The 17863-nt window shown below is 54.3% G+C and carries 7 protein-coding genes; all 7 read left to right on the top strand.

Going from position 1 to position 17863, the window contains the following annotated elements; all coding sequences use genetic code 11:
• Positions 1-37: 37 nt before the first annotated feature.
• The 7 genes from ABDW72_RS05900 to ABDW72_RS05870 all read left to right on the top strand — a co-directional run bounded on the left by ABDW72_RS05900 (position 38) and on the right by ABDW72_RS05870 (position 17781).
• Positions 38-2785: an alpha-L-rhamnosidase-related protein gene (locus ABDW72_RS05900; RefSeq protein ID WP_347157536.1), complete on the top strand. Its 2748-nt coding sequence runs from the start codon at positions 38-40 to the stop codon at positions 2783-2785.
• Positions 2786-3033: 248 nt separating this feature from the next.
• Positions 3034-5691: an Ig-like domain-containing protein gene (locus ABDW72_RS05895; RefSeq protein WP_347157535.1), complete on the top strand. Its 2658-nt coding sequence runs from the start codon at positions 3034-3036 to the stop codon at positions 5689-5691.
• A gap of 339 nt (positions 5692-6030) precedes the next feature.
• Positions 6031-9708 (top strand): Ig-like domain-containing protein, encoded by a 3678-nt coding sequence (locus ABDW72_RS05890; RefSeq protein WP_347157534.1) that lies wholly within the window; start codon positions 6031-6033, stop codon positions 9706-9708.
• Between the two features lie 5 nt (positions 9709-9713).
• Complete coding sequence (locus ABDW72_RS05885; RefSeq protein ID WP_347157533.1) at positions 9714-10673, top strand: PorP/SprF family type IX secretion system membrane protein; 960 nt, start codon at positions 9714-9716, stop codon at positions 10671-10673.
• Positions 10674-11212: 539 nt separating this feature from the next.
• Positions 11213-14812, top strand: a complete 3600-nt coding sequence (locus ABDW72_RS05880; protein ID WP_347157532.1) for a T9SS type B sorting domain-containing protein — start codon at positions 11213-11215, stop codon at positions 14810-14812.
• The gene (locus ABDW72_RS05875) at positions 14812-15780 is read left to right on the top strand and encodes a PorP/SprF family type IX secretion system membrane protein (protein WP_347157531.1); all 969 of its coding nucleotides are present in this window, start codon (positions 14812-14814) and stop codon (positions 15778-15780) included. The genes ABDW72_RS05880 and ABDW72_RS05875 overlap by 1 nt, the downstream gene beginning before the upstream one ends.
• An 18-nt stretch (positions 15781-15798) precedes the next feature.
• A complete protein-coding gene (locus tag ABDW72_RS05870; protein WP_347157530.1) occupies positions 15799-17781 on the top strand; it encodes an OmpA family protein in 1983 nt (660 codons plus the stop codon).
• The last annotated feature ends 82 nt before the right edge of the window (positions 17782-17863 follow it).

Below are 17863 nucleotides of genomic sequence, written 5' to 3'. Positions count from 1 at the left end.
GAGCATTACGCGCATACTTAAGTATAACTAAATTGCCATGAAGCCGATTTCCTTCTCCTCTAACCTGTTCCTTTCCCTGCTGCTGTTAGGCGCCTGCCAGGCGCAGAAGCCCACAACGGGCACGGCAGCTACACAGTCAGCCATCCAAGCACCGGCGGCTCCGCTCTGGCAGTCAGAAGCCTATGCCGTGTACCCCGACAGCGTGGTGCAGGGGCCATACATTGCGAAAGTGCTGTCGCCCACCGAGATGGTGTCTAACTATAAAAGCCCGGCCAACGAGTTTCTGAGTCCCAAGCTAACCTTCAAGTTCAGCATCAACGGCAAAGACAATGAAATGATCTCCGGCAAAGACCACCAGTTTAGCTGCCTGGCCAACGGCGGCACCTGCGAGGCACCGCTGATCACCTTCGGGCAGCAACATGTAGATACGACCGCTATTCCGGCAAATACCTACCTGGCCCCTAATACCAACCTGAAGCTGCAGCTGGACATGCGCCCGGTGCTGGATGCCTTTAAAAAGCAGGGCTACTATACCGCCTTCAACGGCGACAAGATCTATAAAGAAGATTTTAAAGGCGTGTTTGTTGCCGGCGGCACCGACCCGATGATCTGGGATTTTGATAACCTGGCGAACCACAAAGAGCTGGAACTGAAAGACCCGGACGGCGACGGCATCTACGAAACCACGCTGGTGCTGAATGCGCCTAAGGAAGAGAAACTGACAGCCAACCGCTGGCAGCTAAGCAAAGACATTTCGGCTTTTCCGCAATACACCTCTCCCTATCCTGTGGCGGATGCGCTCTACAACATGTCGCTGGAGGAGATGATCCGGGCCGTGGAGCCCGACAGCACCTTCCGCACCGGCAAAGAGTGGGCGGGGGTATGGACACGCGACATCAGCTACAGCATTATTCTGTCGATGGCCACGTTGCAGCCGCAGGTAGCTAAGTATAGCCTTTTGCGCAAAGTGCAGGACGGCCATATCATACAGGATACCGGCACAGGCGGCGCTTACCCGGTTTCTACAGATCGCATTGTTTGGGCCACGGCTGCCTGGGAGCTCTACAAAGTAACCGGCGACCGGGACTGGCTGCAGCAGGCGTACGAGATCATCAAAAACTCGGAAGAGGCAGACATCAAAAATGCCTATGACAACACAACCGGCCTGGTGCGCGGCGAATCCTCCTTTTTGGACTGGCGCGAGCAAACGTACCCGGAGTGGATGCAGCCGGTAGATATCTATGCCTCCGAAAACCTGGGCACCAATGCTGTGCATTACAACGCCAACAAGATACTGGCGCAAATGGCCGGGCTGCTGCACGATAACCAGGCGGCTGCCAGGTATAACCAGCTGGCAGAAACTATCCGCAAAGGTATAAATGAGCACCTCTGGATGGCCGATAAAGGCTATTACGGGCAGTACCTGTACGGGCGGAACTTCAAAATACTTTCGCCGAAAGCAGAGGCACTGGGCGAGGCATTAAGCGTGCTTTTTGACGTGGCCGATGCAGGCAGGCAAGCTACCATTGTGGCCAATATGCCTGTTACGCCATTCGGCATCCCATCTATTTACCCGCAGATTCCGGGCATACCGCCTTACCACAACAACGCAGTATGGCCCTTTGTGCAGTCGTACTGGACGCTGGCAGCAGCCAAGGCCGGCAACGAAGCAGCCGTGATGCAAAGCATCAGCGCCATTTACCGCCCCTCAGCCCTGTGGTTAACGAATAAAGAGAACTTTGTGGCAGCCAATGGCGACTATGCCGGCACGCAGATCAACTCCAGCAACATGCTGTGGAGCCTTTCGGGCAATCTGGGCTTGGTCTACAAAGTGCTCTTCGGGATGAATTTCGAAGCCAGCGACCTCGTGTTCAAACCCTTTGTGCCGAAAGCACTGGCTGGTCCGCGCAAGCTCACCAACTTTACCTATAGGGGCGCTGTGCTGGACATAGAGATGAATGGCTACGGCAACGAGATCAAAACCATTACGATGGACGGCAACACGCTGGCTAATGCCCAGGTGCCGGCATCATTGAACGGAAAGCATAGCATTAAGATTGGGCTGGCTAATAATGCCATTACCGGAGATCAGGTGAACAGGAAAGAAGTGCTTTTCGCGCCTGCGGCCCCTGCTGTTGCATACGCAGCCGGTACTCTGTCGTGGAAGCCGGTAGAGAATGCCGTAACCTATAGGGTGCTCCGAAACGGGCAGCAACTGCTGACAACGGAAAACACAGACACGCAACTGCCTGCCACCAGTACCTATGCCGCCTACCAGGTGATTGCCGTGGATAACCAGGGGCTGGAATCGTTTGCCAACGAGCCTGTAGTGGTGCCGGGCAAAGTACAACAAGTATACGAGTTGGAGAAAGCGACAGCGACAGCGACAGGCAAAGCAAACCTGCCCTACAAAGGCTACTCCGGCAAAGGGTTTGTGGAGATCAGCAAAGAAAAAAATACCCGCCTGACGATGAAAGTAACGGTGCCTGAAGCCGGCCGCTATGCCATTGATTTCCGCTATGCCAACGGAAACGGCCCGATTAACACCAGTAACAAGTGTGCCATCCGCTCGCTGAAGAGCGGCAACACCTTTCTGGGAGCGATCGTGCTGCCGCAGCGTGGTGATGGCGAATGGTCGGACTGGGGCTTTACGAATGCGGTGCAGGTAAGGCTGGAGAAGGGTACCACGGAGTTCACGCTTTCGCTGGAGCCGGCCAATGCCAACATGAACGGCGAGGTAAACCAGGCTATGCTCGACTACCTCCGGGTAACCAAGCTGGATTAAATAAAATGCTGTAGCAGAGAAGCCAAGTTTCTCTGCCGTTCGAACCAAAAGCCAGGGCCTGAGGCAGTATTCCCTCAGACCCTGGCTTTTGGTTTGAACGGCTAGCCTTAAAAGGAGAGCATACCTTGCTTTCGGTTGCAAAGGGCTTTGCTCCCGCTTTTATTTATATTTTCTTTTAAACATATAGTATAAGTTGTATAATTACAGGTGCTAAAGTTTTCAGATCATCCATTCTCCACTGCGCCTGCATGAAGCAAACCTTACCCGCCTTTATACTTGTATTTCTCTTTCTGATAGTGCCGGCGGCAACGCTTTCGGCGCAAAATTGTACAACGGCACCTGAAGCACCTAATGTTATCAGCGGCGCTTCTGCTCCGTGCTCAGGAGCGGCTGTCACTTACCAGGTAGATGCCGTAAGCGGTGCCACCTCCTACACCTGGCAGACAACAAACGACTGGTCGGTTATAGCAGGGCAGGGAACAACAACTGTTACTATACAGGCCGGCAGCAATGCGGCGGAACTCTCCGTGCTGGCAGAAAACGCCTGCGGCGCGTCCGCAGCGATGCGCCTGCAGGTGCAACCCGCCACCCGGCCGGAAAGCCCGGGCGCTATGGTTGCCAGTACAGAACTGGCCTGCACCGGCAGCACCATCACCCTTACTGTACCGGCAGTGAGCAGTGCCAGTATGTATACATGGCACGTGCCACAAGACTGGATGATCCGGAGCGGACAGGGTACTACTTCCATCACAGCTATTGTGGGCTCAACTGGCGGCGTGGAGGTATATGCCACCAATGCCTGCGGTGCTTACCCCTACAATTACAGATACTTCACAACCGCCTCCTCTGTCTTTACTAACACCATTACTGGGGTCGGGAGCGTTTGTGAAGGAGACCATCCGGGCACATTAACCGGATCGACGCCCACCTGTACGGGCGATTATACTTACCAGTGGGAAAGCAGTACGGATGGGACCAACTTCATAAGTATAGCCAATGCCACCAGCCGGGATTGCGCTCCCGGTAAGTTGTATATAGCCTCATGGTTCAGGAGGCGCGTAACACCAGGGGCTACCGGAACATCAGCGGCATACAGTAATGTGCTAAAAGTTACAATTAACCCCCGTGTGGTGGCTCCCCGCATTGACAATGTTACCATCAGTGCAGGCGCTCAGGCTACTCTTCGTGTCCTGGATCCGATTCCAAACATCACTTATTACTGGTACAATGCGCAGGGTGAGCCGCTGGGTAAAGGAACAACCCTGGTTACAAGCGCTCTCTTGGCTGATACAGACTTATATGTAGCGTATATAGCGGTTGGAGAGCAATGTGAAAGCTACCGCAGCAAAGTAACCGTTACCGTACAGCAGCCGAGTGTACCGCGCGTTGCAGAAGATGTAACTGTTTGTGCCGGCACAGCGGCTACCTTAACGATAACGCAACCCTATGCGGCGCTCACCTACAACTGGTACGCTGCAGCAACGGGCGGTACACCGCTAACCACAGGAACGACCTACACAACGCCACTCCTCACCTCTGGCAAAACATACTATGTGCAAGTAGGTGGCGGCGCAAGTACGGAATCCCGGAGTCCGGTTACAGTAACGGTTATACCCAGCCTTGCCAACAATACTATCTCCGGAAACCAGCAGGTTTGCGCCGGCACAGTCCCGGCAGCACTCACCGGCGTTGCGCCAACAGGCGGTAACGGAACCTATACCTATCAGTGGCAAAGCAGCACAAATGGAACCAGCTTTTCTCCAGCTGCCGGCACTAACAACCTGCAGAACTATACACCAAGCTTATTGGCAGCTACAACTTGGTTCCGGCGGGTAGTGGTATCGGCTGCAGCCTGCAACGAAAGTATAAGCAACACTATCAGCGTGCTGGTAAGTCCTGCTATTATCAACAACACCATTCGTGGCAACCAAACCTTGTGCGCCGATACGGCTCCTGCTCAGCTTACCGGATCGGTGCCTGCCGGAGGAGACGGCAGTTATGTATACCAGTGGGAGTATAGTGCAGATGGTGTACAGTTTGCCCCGGTGCAGGGAGCGAATACCCAAAGCTTTACGCCGGATCATGCAGGGGCAAATGCCTGGTACAGGCGGCAAGTAGTTTCAGGCACTTGTGCCGTAAGTATAAGCGATACCGTGAAAATAACACTTGCCACTCCCGAAGCGCCTCAGGTAGCAGAAGCCGGTTCTGCCTGTGCCGGGGAGACGATCACGCTCCGGGTGCTGCAGCCCGATCCCGCCCTGACGTACAAGTGGTACAGAAGTTTAGGAGAAGCTTCCATTGCCGAAGGCGCCACGGTGGCCGTTACCGTGTTGCAGGCGGACACCCTGTACTCGGTGCAGGCTATCAGGGGTGCCTGTAAAAGTTATTATGGCCACACCTGGATCACGGTTATGCCCCAGCCCAACAAGCCTGTCATTATGCAGCAGGAAGCAGTATTAACAGCTGATGTGGCAGGCGCCAGGTATGAGTGGCTGAAAGACGGGCAGCTGCTTTCCGATACTGCCGTTTCGCAATCAGTTACCATTACCGCTGCAGGGCAATACAAAGTGCGGGTGCAAAGCAAGGCAGGCTGCTACTCTGATTATTCAGAACCTTTGCAGGCAACATTCGCCCCGACCGGTATCACCGAAGAGGCAGCCAAGGCAGGTATCACCATGGTGCCAAATCCTACTTCCGGCCGCATTGTGCTTTATGCCCGGCAGCCGCTGAAGCAGGTAAAGATCTCGGTGCAGAACCTGGTAGGCAAAGACGTATACCGGCACCGGCAGGCGGGGCTTACAACGCAGCAGGAACTGGACCTGTCGCACCTGCCAAACGGGTTATACCTGCTGCGCATTCAGGCAGATGGCGTGCAGGCGGTGCAAAAGCTGTTGCTGGCGCACTAAGCTAATGTATAACTAGCAAGTAAAGGCCCTGTAACCTCTGTTATAGGGCCTTTTTTATCCTATACTAAGCGGCTGAGTTAATGCAATTTATAAGCGTGCGAATCGTTTACTACTTACCCGTTGTTAAAAAAGACAGTTGCTTTGTAACCTTTTAAAGGATTTAGCAATAGAGGTATTGGGTTGTTTTGCGCTAACCGTTAGCCTACACTGCACCTCTAGCCCAAATTTACGCACAGAAGCTGGCTGCTTTTCTGGCTTCAGCAGCGGGTAAACCTTAATAGAACATAGTTGTAGTATACTTAGCCGTTAAGCCTATAGTCCACCCTTAACTCAAACCCAATGCGTCTTTTTTTACCAAGGCATTTATTTCTTTCCCTATTTGCCCTGCTTCTTCTCCTTGTCGGTCCGGTGTGGGCGCAAAACTGCCCTGCCACCATTACGGCGCAGGGGCGTACCGTACTGTGCCAGGGAGAAACCACTACTCTGCAAGCGAATACCGGAGCGAACCTGACGTACCAGTGGCTGCGCGACGGCAATGAGATCAGCGGTGCTACCGGCGAAACACTGCAGGTAAGCGAACCGGGTACCTACCAGGTGCGCGTGTCAGGTTCCGATTGCCAGACAGTTACTTCCGGCGAGCGGGTGATTACGGTAAATGCACAACCGAATCCTTTTGGCTTTATCGTTACGCCAGCAGCCACTGCCACGAACCCGGTCTGCTCCGGCGACCAGCTCACCTTTGCTGTCAATGCCCCTCAGCCCGATATCGTTTATACCTGGCTGTTCGGAGATGGCAGCACGGCCAAAGGTGCCGAAGTAAATCATACTTACACAGCCATCGGTACAGATGCTGCAACATTCAAGCTTAAAGTATTTGCTACCAACACAACAGGCTGCCAGTCAGATACCGTGCGCCGGGATATGGTCATCAACCGCTTACCAGAGGTGGATTTTACGGAGGCGCAAAATTTCCAGGTGTGCTTGTCTGATACGGTGGAAGATAATGAGATCGAGGTTTTCGCAAGTATAACTAACGCCACTGTAGAGCCTTACCTGTCGGATATTCGCACCTATACCGTAGACTGGGGCAATGGCGATGCGCCGCAGCAGTATACTGCCGCCGATTTCCCCATCGCGAACCCCACAGCTTACGACTCTGTCAAAACATACCCGATCACCATCACGGCCACGGCAGGCAATGGCTGTACCATTACCTACAGCCAGTCGTTCAATGTCAACAAAAAGCCCAAAGCCAACTTCTCCGTTGATAGAAAACGGGCCGAGGAAAACCAGATGCCTCCGTGCGTACCTGTTATTGTTACGCCATCCGATAGTTCTTCCGGCGGCGGCTTGTCCTATGCCTGGTCGGTGCAGCCAGACCAGGGCTATACGTTAGACTCGGGCACGCTTACATCGGCTGATCCTGTTTTCAGGTTCACCGAGTCCGGCGTTTATACCCTGCAGTTGGTAGTGGAGAATGGTTGCGGCTCCGATACGACGTCGCAAGGCATTGTAGTAGGCTGGCCGCAGGTGCAGGTGCCCACCGATGTTACCTCCTGTGGCCCCACAACGATCGACTACAGTAGCAGTGCTACAGGTGGGTTAAGTGGCGGCGGCGGTTTGTTTGTAGATAAAAACCTGGGCGAGCAGGTAACGGTCACAATCAAAATAACGGGCCCTACCAGCACAACACGCACTTTCAATTCTGATACCTTCGATTTTAAGTATGATTTCAGCAAGCCGGGTACCTATACGGTTTCGGTTGAGGCGGTAAATGAGTGCGGCAGCTCCAATGCTATTTACCAGGGGCAGCCTGCGCCGGTGCAGCAGGTAGTGGTGCTGCAACAACCCGCTAAGCCAACCATACAGGCGCCGGGCAGAGCGTGCGTGGGCGATACCGTGCGGCTTGCGCCTACCGGGCCGGGCCCGATCTATGCCTGGTTCGATACCGATCTGCCGGCTGCCATTCCTATTTCCACGGGTGCGTCATTCACCACGCCGCCACTTACAGCCGACATTACCTACTATGTGGCTGCCATTGATACGGCAAATGGCGTTACCTGTATCGGCCCTAAAACCGCTGTGCCGCTAACAGTAGTACCGACGGTAACTGACAATGCAATTCAGGGCGAGCAAACCCGCAGCGTGTGCAAAGGAGAAACGCCTCCGGCCCTGACAGGCAGCACGCCATCCGGGGGCGATACCAGCGTGCCTTACAGCTATACCTGGGAGATAAGCACCACTGGTCCTGATGCCGGTTTTGCTGCGGCACCAGGCGTGAACAACACCGTTAACTATACTCCTACGGCACCGGTAACCGGCAATGCGTGGTTCCGAAGGCTCGTATTCTCCGGCAGTTGCACCGCCGACACCAGCAACGTGGTAGCCATCATCGCTGTTGACCCGGTAACGGCCAGTGCCAATACCATTGGCCCGGCTCAGGAGATCTGCGCCGGCGACACGCCAGCGCCGCTGATCGGTTCCCGCCCTACAGGTGGTGGGGGGGCGCCGTACGTGTACCTGTGGGAGGTTAGCACGCAAGGCCCGAACACCGGCTTTGTGAGTGCGCCCGGCACCAACAGCCAGGAAAACTATACCATACCGGCAGGCGCTCTAACACAGCAGGAGAATTGGTTCCGGCGGGCTGTCACCTCAGGTGGCTGTACAGCCTACTCTGAACCGGTAAAGATTACCCTCTTCCCGGCTATCGATAATAATACTGTTGCCGGAGACCAACAGGTTTGCACCGGCACTGCCCCGGCAGCGCTCACCGGCTCTGCACCAACAGGCGGCAACGGCAATTATATATACCAATGGCAAAGCAGCACCGCAGGGCCAGGCAGCGGCTTCGCGCCTGCCGCCGGTACTAACTCCGGGCAGAGCTATACGCCTGGCAATATCACCCAGACTACGTATTACCGGCGGGTGGTAAATGCCGGCGACTGTTCTGGCGACACCAGCGCTGTGGTTACGATCAGGGTTAATGCAGGCGTGCTAAACAACAGCATTACGGCCAGCCAGCCGGCAGCATGCTATAACCAAACCTCTATCGTGTTCAGTGGCAGCACCCCGACAGGCGGCACCGGTACTTATACTTACCTGTGGGAGAGCAGCACCAGCGGACCGGATGTTGGCTTTAACCCGGCCCCGGGCACGAACAACGGGCTGAACTATACAACACCTACCCTGACGCAGAAAACATGGTTCCGGCGCACGGTCAGCTCGCAGGGATGCTCCACCTCCTCCGAAGCGATTGCCATTACCGTTACCCCGCTGCCAGCAGATCCTGTGCTCACCGTAGCGGCCGCCACTGCCTGTCCCAACAGTTCGGCTACCTTGGAAGTAGCTAACCCGGGAAGCAACACCTACGAGTGGTACACTGTTCCGACAGGCGGCTCTCCTGTGTTTGTAGGGCCATCATTTACCACACCGGTTTTGCAGCAGTCCACCACCTATTATGTGCAAGCGGTAAATGATAACGGCTGTACCAGTGCCGCGCGGGTAGAAGTGCCGGTCACCATTGTGGCACCGGAGGCAAATGCAGGCGATGATGTGACTATCATCCAACGCCGAACGGTAGAATTGCGCGCTTCGGGAGGTGTAACTTATCACTGGGAGCCGGCAGTTGGCCTGAGCGACCCGAATGTGGCTAACCCGATCGCTAGTCCCGAGGTGACGACGACCTATACTGTAACCGTTACTTCGGCTGAAGGATGCGAGGCGACGGATGAGGTAACTGTGACTGTGATTCCGGCTATTACGGTGCCGAACGCCTTCTCTCCTAACCACGACGGCGTGAACGAGCTTTGGGAGATTCAGAACATACAGAATTATCCTGATGCGCGGGTAGAGGTGTTTAACCGCTGGGGCAATCTGATCTTTACCTCTAACGGCTATGGCACGCCATGGGATGGCACTTACAAAGGGCAGGACCTGCCTGTAGCCACTTACTATTACATGATATACCTGAACAAGTCTGAGAAGCCGATTTCAGGCAACGTGACCATTATCCGATAATGCACATGAAGAAGCCACTCCTTATACTCTTTGCCCTGATGGCTGTTGCAGTGCAGGCAATGGCGCAGCAGCGCCCGCAGTACAGCCAGTACATGCTCAACAATTACCTGCTGAACCCGGCTGTGACAGGTATAGAAGATTATGCTGATATACGCATCAGCAACCGCCGGCAGTGGGTGGGGTTAGACGGCGCGCCCGTTACGTACTACATTTCAGCACATACGCCGCTTAACAAAGGAGCCTCTGGTACCAAGTACCATGGAGGCATCGCGCATCATGGCGTGGGCATCGCTTTGCATACCGATAAAACAGGGCCCCTGCGCCGCACCGGCCTGACGGGCTCCTACGCTTACCATATGCCGGTTACCCGCAGTATAAACGTGGGTGCGGGCGCAGCGGTAGGCCTGGTGCGTAATTCTATCAATGAGAGCGAGCTGGAATTTACAAATCCCAATGATCCGCTGCTGGGCAGCGGCAACCTGCACAACAACCAACTGGACCTGAACCTGGGGCTCTGGATCTATTCCAGGAACTTCTCGGTAGGGATAGCTGGTGCGCAGCTGCTGGAGGCTGCCGGCACCTTCCGTACGCCTGAGGAGAACAAGGCAGCCTTGGGCCTGCAGCGCCATTACTTTTTAACAGGCAGTTACCGCCTCAAGCCCAGTGCGCAGCTGGATCTTATTCCCTCTGTAATGGTCAAACTCGCCAGCCCCAGCCCCGCTTCCATCGACGTAAGCCTTCGTGCCATTTACGATAACCGTTTTTGGGTAGGCGGCTCTTACCGGAATAAGGATGCGCTGGTAGCGATGGTGGGCGTATACATTAGCCCGCTGCTGGATGTATCTTATTCCTACGATGCGACACTCTCTGATTTAAACCAGGTAAGCTCCGGCACCCACGAAGTGGTGCTTGGCTTTAAGCTGCGTAACAGAAGAGGAGTTCTTTGCCCGCAGTGGGTCTGGTAGACTTAACTGGCCCCTCCTACATAAAAAAGACCGCTGCACCTGGTGCAGCGGTCTTTTTTATGTAGGCTTTTTCACACCTATAACTATATAGTATATCATTGTTTATTAGCATAGTTACAATTTCCTAACCTGCGTTTAAACGGTAATTTATTAGTTAGATGAAACTATATCTGATGATTATATATAATTACTTAAATATATAAGTAGTGTTTACAAATGAAATTATTTAAACTTTTCGGTAAATTTTGCATTGTACTATATTTTAGTAAAATTTAGATACAAAAGCAGCTAACAATCTAAAACAAAGAGATAGATATTTTTTTGTGTGATTATTTAGGCATAATATTGTGTCACAATTGTAAGGCCTGGCAAAGGTCGTGTACAGAACTAATTGATTTTGTACAAAGTAGCAAATGAGAGAGGCGCCACAGCTTTAAGAGGAAAGAGTTTATAGTACATAATTTTACCACTGTTCTTTAATGAGAAGCTTTTTAGGAAAAGTCATACTTATAGTAGTATGCTTTTACACCATATCTCTTATGGCTTCTGCTAAACGGGTTGTCAAACCTGCCGCTGCTGTGGCAGGCTTGACAACCTTATCTGCTTCCGTAAAAACAACGGCGGCTGTACGTTCTTCCCTGGCTGTTAAGGTACCGGATGCCTATGCTGATCTGAAAGTGACGATCAAGAAGAGCCCGGGCAGTATAGATACGGATACTTACCGGCTGGGCGAAGATATCACCTATACTATAACTGTTGAGAATTTAGGCCCCCGGGATGAAACAGGCGTGTACGTGAATGTTTCTGTACCAGGTGCGCTAAAGTCTGCGAGCCAGCCAACGGCCGTGCTGCTGGCCATTCCTGCCCTGGGAGTAAGCACTGGTACCTGGGCAGCAGGCAGCCTGGCAAGCGGAGGTAAAAAAACGCTGACAGTCGTGACAACCGTACAGGAGGCGAGCAATGCTTCTGCCGCTGTAAAAGTAGCGGGTAATGGTACGGATAACAACCAGACCAACAACATGGATAGCATGTTCTTCTGCATTGTGCCGGATGCACCGGGAGAGATCTTTGGGCCTGCTATCGTTTGCCTCCACAAATCATATACTTATAGCATCAACAAAGTACCCGGCGCCTCTTTCTACGACTGGAACTTTCCATCGGACTGGGTAGTAGAGATCGACCCGAACAACCAGGAGGTAGCGGTGGTGAAAGATGCCGGCGCCTCCGGCAAGATTACGGTTGCGGTAGGCAACACCTGCGGCAAAGGGGCTGAAAAGGTATTTGAAGTTACGTCTGTTTTCGGCAAGCCTTCCATCACGTCGCCCATCCAGGGCAAGCAGTATCCCTGCCCGAATATCACCACCACATACCAGATTGATCCGGTTGCCGGAGCTACCAGCTATACCTGGACCGTGCCGGCAGGCTGGAGCATACAGGGAGCTGCCAATGGCACAAGTATAACGGTAGTGGTGGGTACCGGCAGCGGCTCTGTAACTGTAACGGCCGTAAACCCCTGTGGCGAAGGAACATCAACCACGCTGGCGGTAACGCCGCAGGCAACCGCGCCGACAAAACCTGCTATTATCGGAGAAACCAATGTATGCCAGGGCTCCAGTGGCAATATTTATAGTATAGCAGCCATTCCGGGCGTTACCTATACCTGGACTGTGCCGCAAGACTGGAAGATAACAAACGGCGATGGCACCAACCGCATAACGGTTACTTCCGGTACGCTGGAGGGAGAGATCCAGGTGGTAGTCAGCAACGACTGTAACCTGAGCGCTACTGCTGCCATAGCTGTGAAACTGGTTCCTTCGCCGCCGCCTACACCCAAAGACATCTCCGGCCTGGCCGTTGTTTGTGCTAACCAGAAAAACCTTGTTTATTCCATTGCGCCGGTACCGGGGGCCAGCTCCTACCGCTGGACTGCTGCCGGCTGGACTATTGTGGCTGGACAGGGAACTACCAGCATCACGATCAACGCCGGGAGCTCAGGCACTGTTATTTCGGTGGTAGCCATTAACGCCTGCGGTGTAACCAGTGCTGTGCAACTAACCACAGTGGTTACGAATGCCGTGCCAGGCAAGCCGGGCGCAATCACGGGCAGCACGATTCCTTGTATCGGCAAAACGTATATCTTCAGCATCGAGGCGTTAAGCGATGCTGCCAATTATACCTGGAGCGTGCCGGCAGGCTGGACGATCACTGCCGGGCAGGGCACAACCAGCATTACTGTGACAGCAGGTAGCACAGCTGGAAACGTTAGCGTGCTGGCCACCAACGGTTGCGGCGACGGAAGTGCCAATAACTTGCCTGTGAAGCCAACTTCAGAAGGCCCTACAGGGTTAAAGGCCATCGAGGGCGCTGCTGATGTATGTGCAGGCGCTACGGTTACTTACCAGGTAGATGCCACTGCAAATGCCAATGCCTATACGTGGGAGGTGCCGCAGGGCTGGACGATTGTAGCCGGGCAAAATACAACGCAGTTACAGGTAAAAGCAGGCGCTGCGGGTGGCGAGATCAGTATAATTGCTAAAAACGATTGTGGGGCAGTAACATTGAAAAAGGCTGTGACCGTATCTGCTTCGGTGCCTGCCAAACCGGGCAACATTTCCGGCGAAACCAGCGCGTGCAGCGGCACGACCCTTACTTATACCATACCGCCCGTAAGCGGCGCAACAACTTATACCTGGTATGTTCCTGCCGGCTGGAGTATCGTATCGAACCAGGGAACGAGTCTGACAGTAAAAGCCGGCAGCACGGCCGGACAGATACGGGTAGAAGGCGTAAACGGCTGCGGTGCCAGCGGCGCAAAAGCAACGCTGGCGGTCGCCGCCTTACCGGGTCCGCCGGCAGTGCCAGGCAGCATCAGGCAATCGGCCGGTTCTTTCTGCCATGATACACCCGGCATTGTCTTCAGCATCGATCCGGTGCCTGGTGCCAGCACGTATACCTGGGCCGTACCGCAGGGGTGGAGCATCACCGCCGGGCAGGGTACCACCAGCATCACCGTAACAACAGGTACAGTAGCCGGCGAGGTAACAGTGTATGGCAGTAATAGCTGCGGCCAGGGCGAGCGCAAAGCCACTTCAGTGGCACCACAAAAGCTGCCTGTTGCCCCTGAGATAAATATGGGTGCTGCAGATCCTTGCATTGGCGGCAACAGCGTATACAGCGTTACAGCACAACCTGATGTAAACAGCTATACCTGGCAGGTGCCCGCCGGCTGGACGATTGTATCGGGGCAGGGCAGCACAAGTATAACGGTTACAACCACAGCTGCAGCAGGCAGTGTTAAGGTAAGCGCCATATCCGCTTGCGGAGAGGGCATCACAACCGAACTGGCCGTGAAGCCGGTAGCAGGCGTACCGGCAACAACAGGCGTGATCCGGGGCCCGGCAAGTGCCTGTGCCGGGCGATCACTCACCTATACTGTAGATGCTACAGCTCATGCCAGCACCTATACCTGGGCCGTACCGCAAGGCTGGACCATTACGGCCGGCCAAGGCACCACATCAGTGACAGTGACGGCTGGTAACCAGAACGGAGAGATCATGGTAGCGGCCGGCAATGGCTGCGGCACTGGTGTAAGTGCCACCCTACCGGTAACGGTGCAGCCACTGGCGCAACTCGGCCCTATCAGCGACAAGAGTACGGCGTGTGTCGGCCTTGCCTACGAAGTGGCGCCTGTAGCAGGGGCTACACAGTATATCTGGAGCGTACCGGATGGCTGGCACATCACGTCCGGGCAGGGCACCACGCAAGTAACTGTAGCAGCCAGCGACCAGACGAATGGCAGCATCTCGGTAGTAGTGGATAACGGCACCTGCCAGAGCGAGCCGGTTTCGCTAACTCCTGACAAGCAACTGCTCACAAATGAAGTCTTTTTTCCGAATGTATTCTCTCCGAACGGCGATGGCAACAACGATACCTGGGCGATCCGCAACCTGGAGAGCTACCCCGACAATGAGGTGTCCGTGCTCAACCGCTGGGGCAACGAAGTATACAGAAGCAAAGCTTACCGGAACGACTGGGGTGGCGGCAATCTGAGCGAGGGCACTTACTATTATGTAGCCCACATTAAAGGTTGCGACGGGGTGCAAAGAGTTTACAAAGGTTATGTGACGATTGTAAGGTGATGAGAAAGCAGGCGATACTTTTCAGGAACTTACTGCTGCTACTGGGCGCCATGTGGGCCCATGCCGCAGCAGCACAACAGGCACCACAATATTCACAGTACATTTTTAATGAGCTGGTCATCAACCCTGCCTATGCGGGCAGTAAGGAGATCCTTAACATTAACGCAACCTATCGCAGCCAATGGACGGGGTTGGAGGGAGCACCTACCACGCAAAGTATAAGTGTGGATGGGCCAACCAGCAACCGGCGCCTGGGGTGGGGTGCCCACATCAGCAACGATGTGCTGGGTGCGCAACGGCAAACAGGAGTTTATGCCGATGTGTCGGTGCGCCTGTCTACCAGCCGGTACTCCAAGCTGGCGCTGGGCCTGTCGGCAGGGGCAACGCAGGATGTGCTGGATGGCACCAAATTGCAGTCGGGTAGCAACCTGCCTGATGTGGCTGTGCCGGAGGGAGTGGAGATGCGCATTCTGCCCGATGCCCGGATCGGCCTATTCTTTAACACCGAACGCTTTTACACCGGTTTTACTGCTGCCAGCCTGATTCCTTATAAGAGTGACAACCTGCTGGTGGCGGCGCCACGGCGTCATTATTTTGTGTCAGCGGGCTACATGTTTGATTTGAGCCGCACCATGCGCCTGAAGCCCAGCATCCTGCTGAAAGAAGATTTCGCCAGCCCCACCAGCATCGACCTAAATACGTTCCTGCTCCTCAACGAGCATTTCTGGGTGGGAGCCTCTTACCGCACGGCCGCGCCCATGTTCACCAACATCGAGATGAAGCAACTCGACAAACGCAATGCAGTTGCTGCAATGGTACAGGTATATGCTACGCAGCGGCTACGGATAGGCTACTCGTATGATATCAGCCTTTCTCAATTTAACAAGTATGGCAGCCACGAGGTGTCGGTGGGCTATTCTTTCTACAAAAAGCATCACGGCCGCATCCTCACCCCCCGAAACTTATAATGACTTATTACCTGTAACATGAAATTACGGCTTACCCTTGCTTTGTTGCTGCTCCTTGGTGCACTTGGACTGCCTGCCGCCCTTCAGGCACAGGACATGAAGCAAGCGGACAGATACTTTAACAATTTTGAGTTTACCAAAGCCCTGGAGGCTTACAAGAATATATTAGAGAACGGAGAGCCTGACGTAACGGTGGTGCAGCGCATTGCCGACAGCTACCGCATCATGAATAACAGCCAGGAGGCGGAATTCTGGTATGCGCAGGCGTCCAGCTTTCCTGCTTCCGACCCCTCTAACTTATACTTGTATGCGGAGTCGGCAAAGCGGAACGGCAACTATGAGAAAGCCCGGCAGCTGTTTCAGGAGTATGGGCGCAGGGTGCCGGCACAGGCCGCGCTGGCGCTGCGCATGGCCGCTTCCTGCGACACGGCGCTCGTGTGGATGAAAGAGGCCAAACCGTATGCCATCACCAAGATCAGCAGCCTCAGCTCTGACGGAGCAGATTTCAGCCCTTCAAAAGTAAAGGACGGCCTGCTGTTTGCCTCCGACAGGCTGAGCACCGATAAAAAGCAGGAAGCCGAGCGCTACGGCTGGTTTGGCAACGGCTACGTACAGCTATACCTGGCCAAAACGCTGACCGATAGTACCTGGGCGCCGCCCGTTCCCCTGCCGTCTTCCATCAACACCGCATACCACAACGGGCCAGGCGTACTGCTGGAGCAAGATCAAACGCTATACTTTACCCGCACGCAGGTAGTAAAGCGCAACAGCACCAAATCTAACCCCGACCCGACCAGCTGGTTTAAAGGCAGCGAAAACGGTACCCATACTAACCGACTGGGTATTTATACCGCCGAGCGCAAGGGCGACAAGTGGGAAAACGTGAAGCCATTCAAGTATAACAACACGGCAGAGTTTTCTATCGGCCATCCGGCGCTCACGCCCGACGGGCAGGTGTTATACTTTGTATCCGATATGCCGGGCGGCCTGGGCGAAACAGACATTTACTATTGCGAGCGCCAGAAAGACGGCAGTTGGGGCAAGCCCGTAAATGCCGGCAATGTGATCAATACCAGCGGCCGCGAAAGCTTCCCAAGTATAGGCGAGGACAGTGTGTTATACTTTTCCTCAGACGGGCACCTGGGTATGGGCGGGCTCGATATCTTTAAAGCTGTTGGCAAGCACAAAGCCTGGACCAGTGTGGAGAACCTGAAGTATCCGCTTAACACCTCCAACGATGATTTTGGTGTGCAGATGAACAGCAACGGCAAAAGTGGCCTGCTCTCTTCAGGCCGTATGGCGCACAACGGCTTTGATGATATCTTCTCGTTTAAAGAAGTGAAAGTGCCCTGCACCCTCACCGGCCGTACGGTGGAGCGCCTGGCACAGGCAGGTACGGTAAAGCGCAGGGAAGTGCCGGTAGAGCACGTGCTGCTGCAACTGTTTGAAGAGGGCGGAGCAAAGCCTATAGAAGTATACTCGGATAAGAACGGCAGCTTTACTTTTGTGGTGCGGGCCTCTACCAAGTATACCATCAAAGGCACCAAGCCCAAGTACCTGACACAAACGCTGGCTGTGATGCCTGACTGCCGCTTCAACACCGATTCGGTAAAAGTGGAGATGGTCTTTAACCGCGACACGCCTGAAAAGCCCATCGTGCTGGACAACATTTACTACGACGTAGACAAAGCCAACATTAAACCCGCAGCAGCCAAAGAACTGGACAACCTGGTGCAACTGCTGCAGGACAACCCGGGTATTCGCATCGAGCTAAGCTCCCACACCGACAGCCGCATGAGCAACCGCTATAACGAGATGCTGTCGCAGTTGCGGGCGCAGGCAGCCGTGGACTATATCGTGTCAAGGGGAGTGGACAGGGGCAGGCTAACGGCCAAAGGCTACGGCGAAACCAAGCTCCTGAACCGCTGCAAAGATGGGGTGAACTGCTCGGAAGAAGAGCATCAGGAAAATCGCCGCACAGAATTCAAAATCCTGCGCTAGCTGGTATACTATGTATTTGGGGGGCCGATGTAAGCACCAGCCAAAGTAGCAGGGTATAGTACATTAAGTATGGGGGAGAAAT

It is taken from the genome of Pontibacter chitinilyticus, assembly GCF_039748935.1.
Lineage (GTDB): Bacteria > Bacteroidota > Bacteroidia > Cytophagales > Hymenobacteraceae > Pontibacter > Pontibacter chitinilyticus.
The sequence above is the reverse complement of the archived record's forward strand: the minus strand, read 5'-3'. Positions and strand labels throughout refer to the sequence as shown.

Excerpts from the sequence above, each read along its gene's own strand:
- ABDW72_RS05900 (WP_347157536.1), top strand. The coding sequence starts at position 38 with ATGAAGCCGATTTCCTTCTCCTCTAACCTGTTCCTTTCCCTGCTGCTG.
- ABDW72_RS05895 (WP_347157535.1), top strand. The coding sequence starts at position 3,034 with ATGAAGCAAACCTTACCCGCCTTTATACTTGTATTTCTCTTTCTGATA.
- ABDW72_RS05890 (WP_347157534.1), top strand. The coding sequence starts at position 6,031 with ATGCGTCTTTTTTTACCAAGGCATTTATTTCTTTCCCTATTTGCCCTG.
- ABDW72_RS05885 (WP_347157533.1), top strand. The coding sequence starts at position 9,714 with ATGAAGAAGCCACTCCTTATACTCTTTGCCCTGATGGCTGTTGCAGTG.
- ABDW72_RS05880 (WP_347157532.1), top strand. The coding sequence starts at position 11,213 with ATGGCTTCTGCTAAACGGGTTGTCAAACCTGCCGCTGCTGTGGCAGGC.
- ABDW72_RS05875 (WP_347157531.1), top strand. The coding sequence starts at position 14,812 with ATGAGAAAGCAGGCGATACTTTTCAGGAACTTACTGCTGCTACTGGGC.
- ABDW72_RS05870 (WP_347157530.1), top strand. The coding sequence starts at position 15,799 with ATGAAATTACGGCTTACCCTTGCTTTGTTGCTGCTCCTTGGTGCACTT.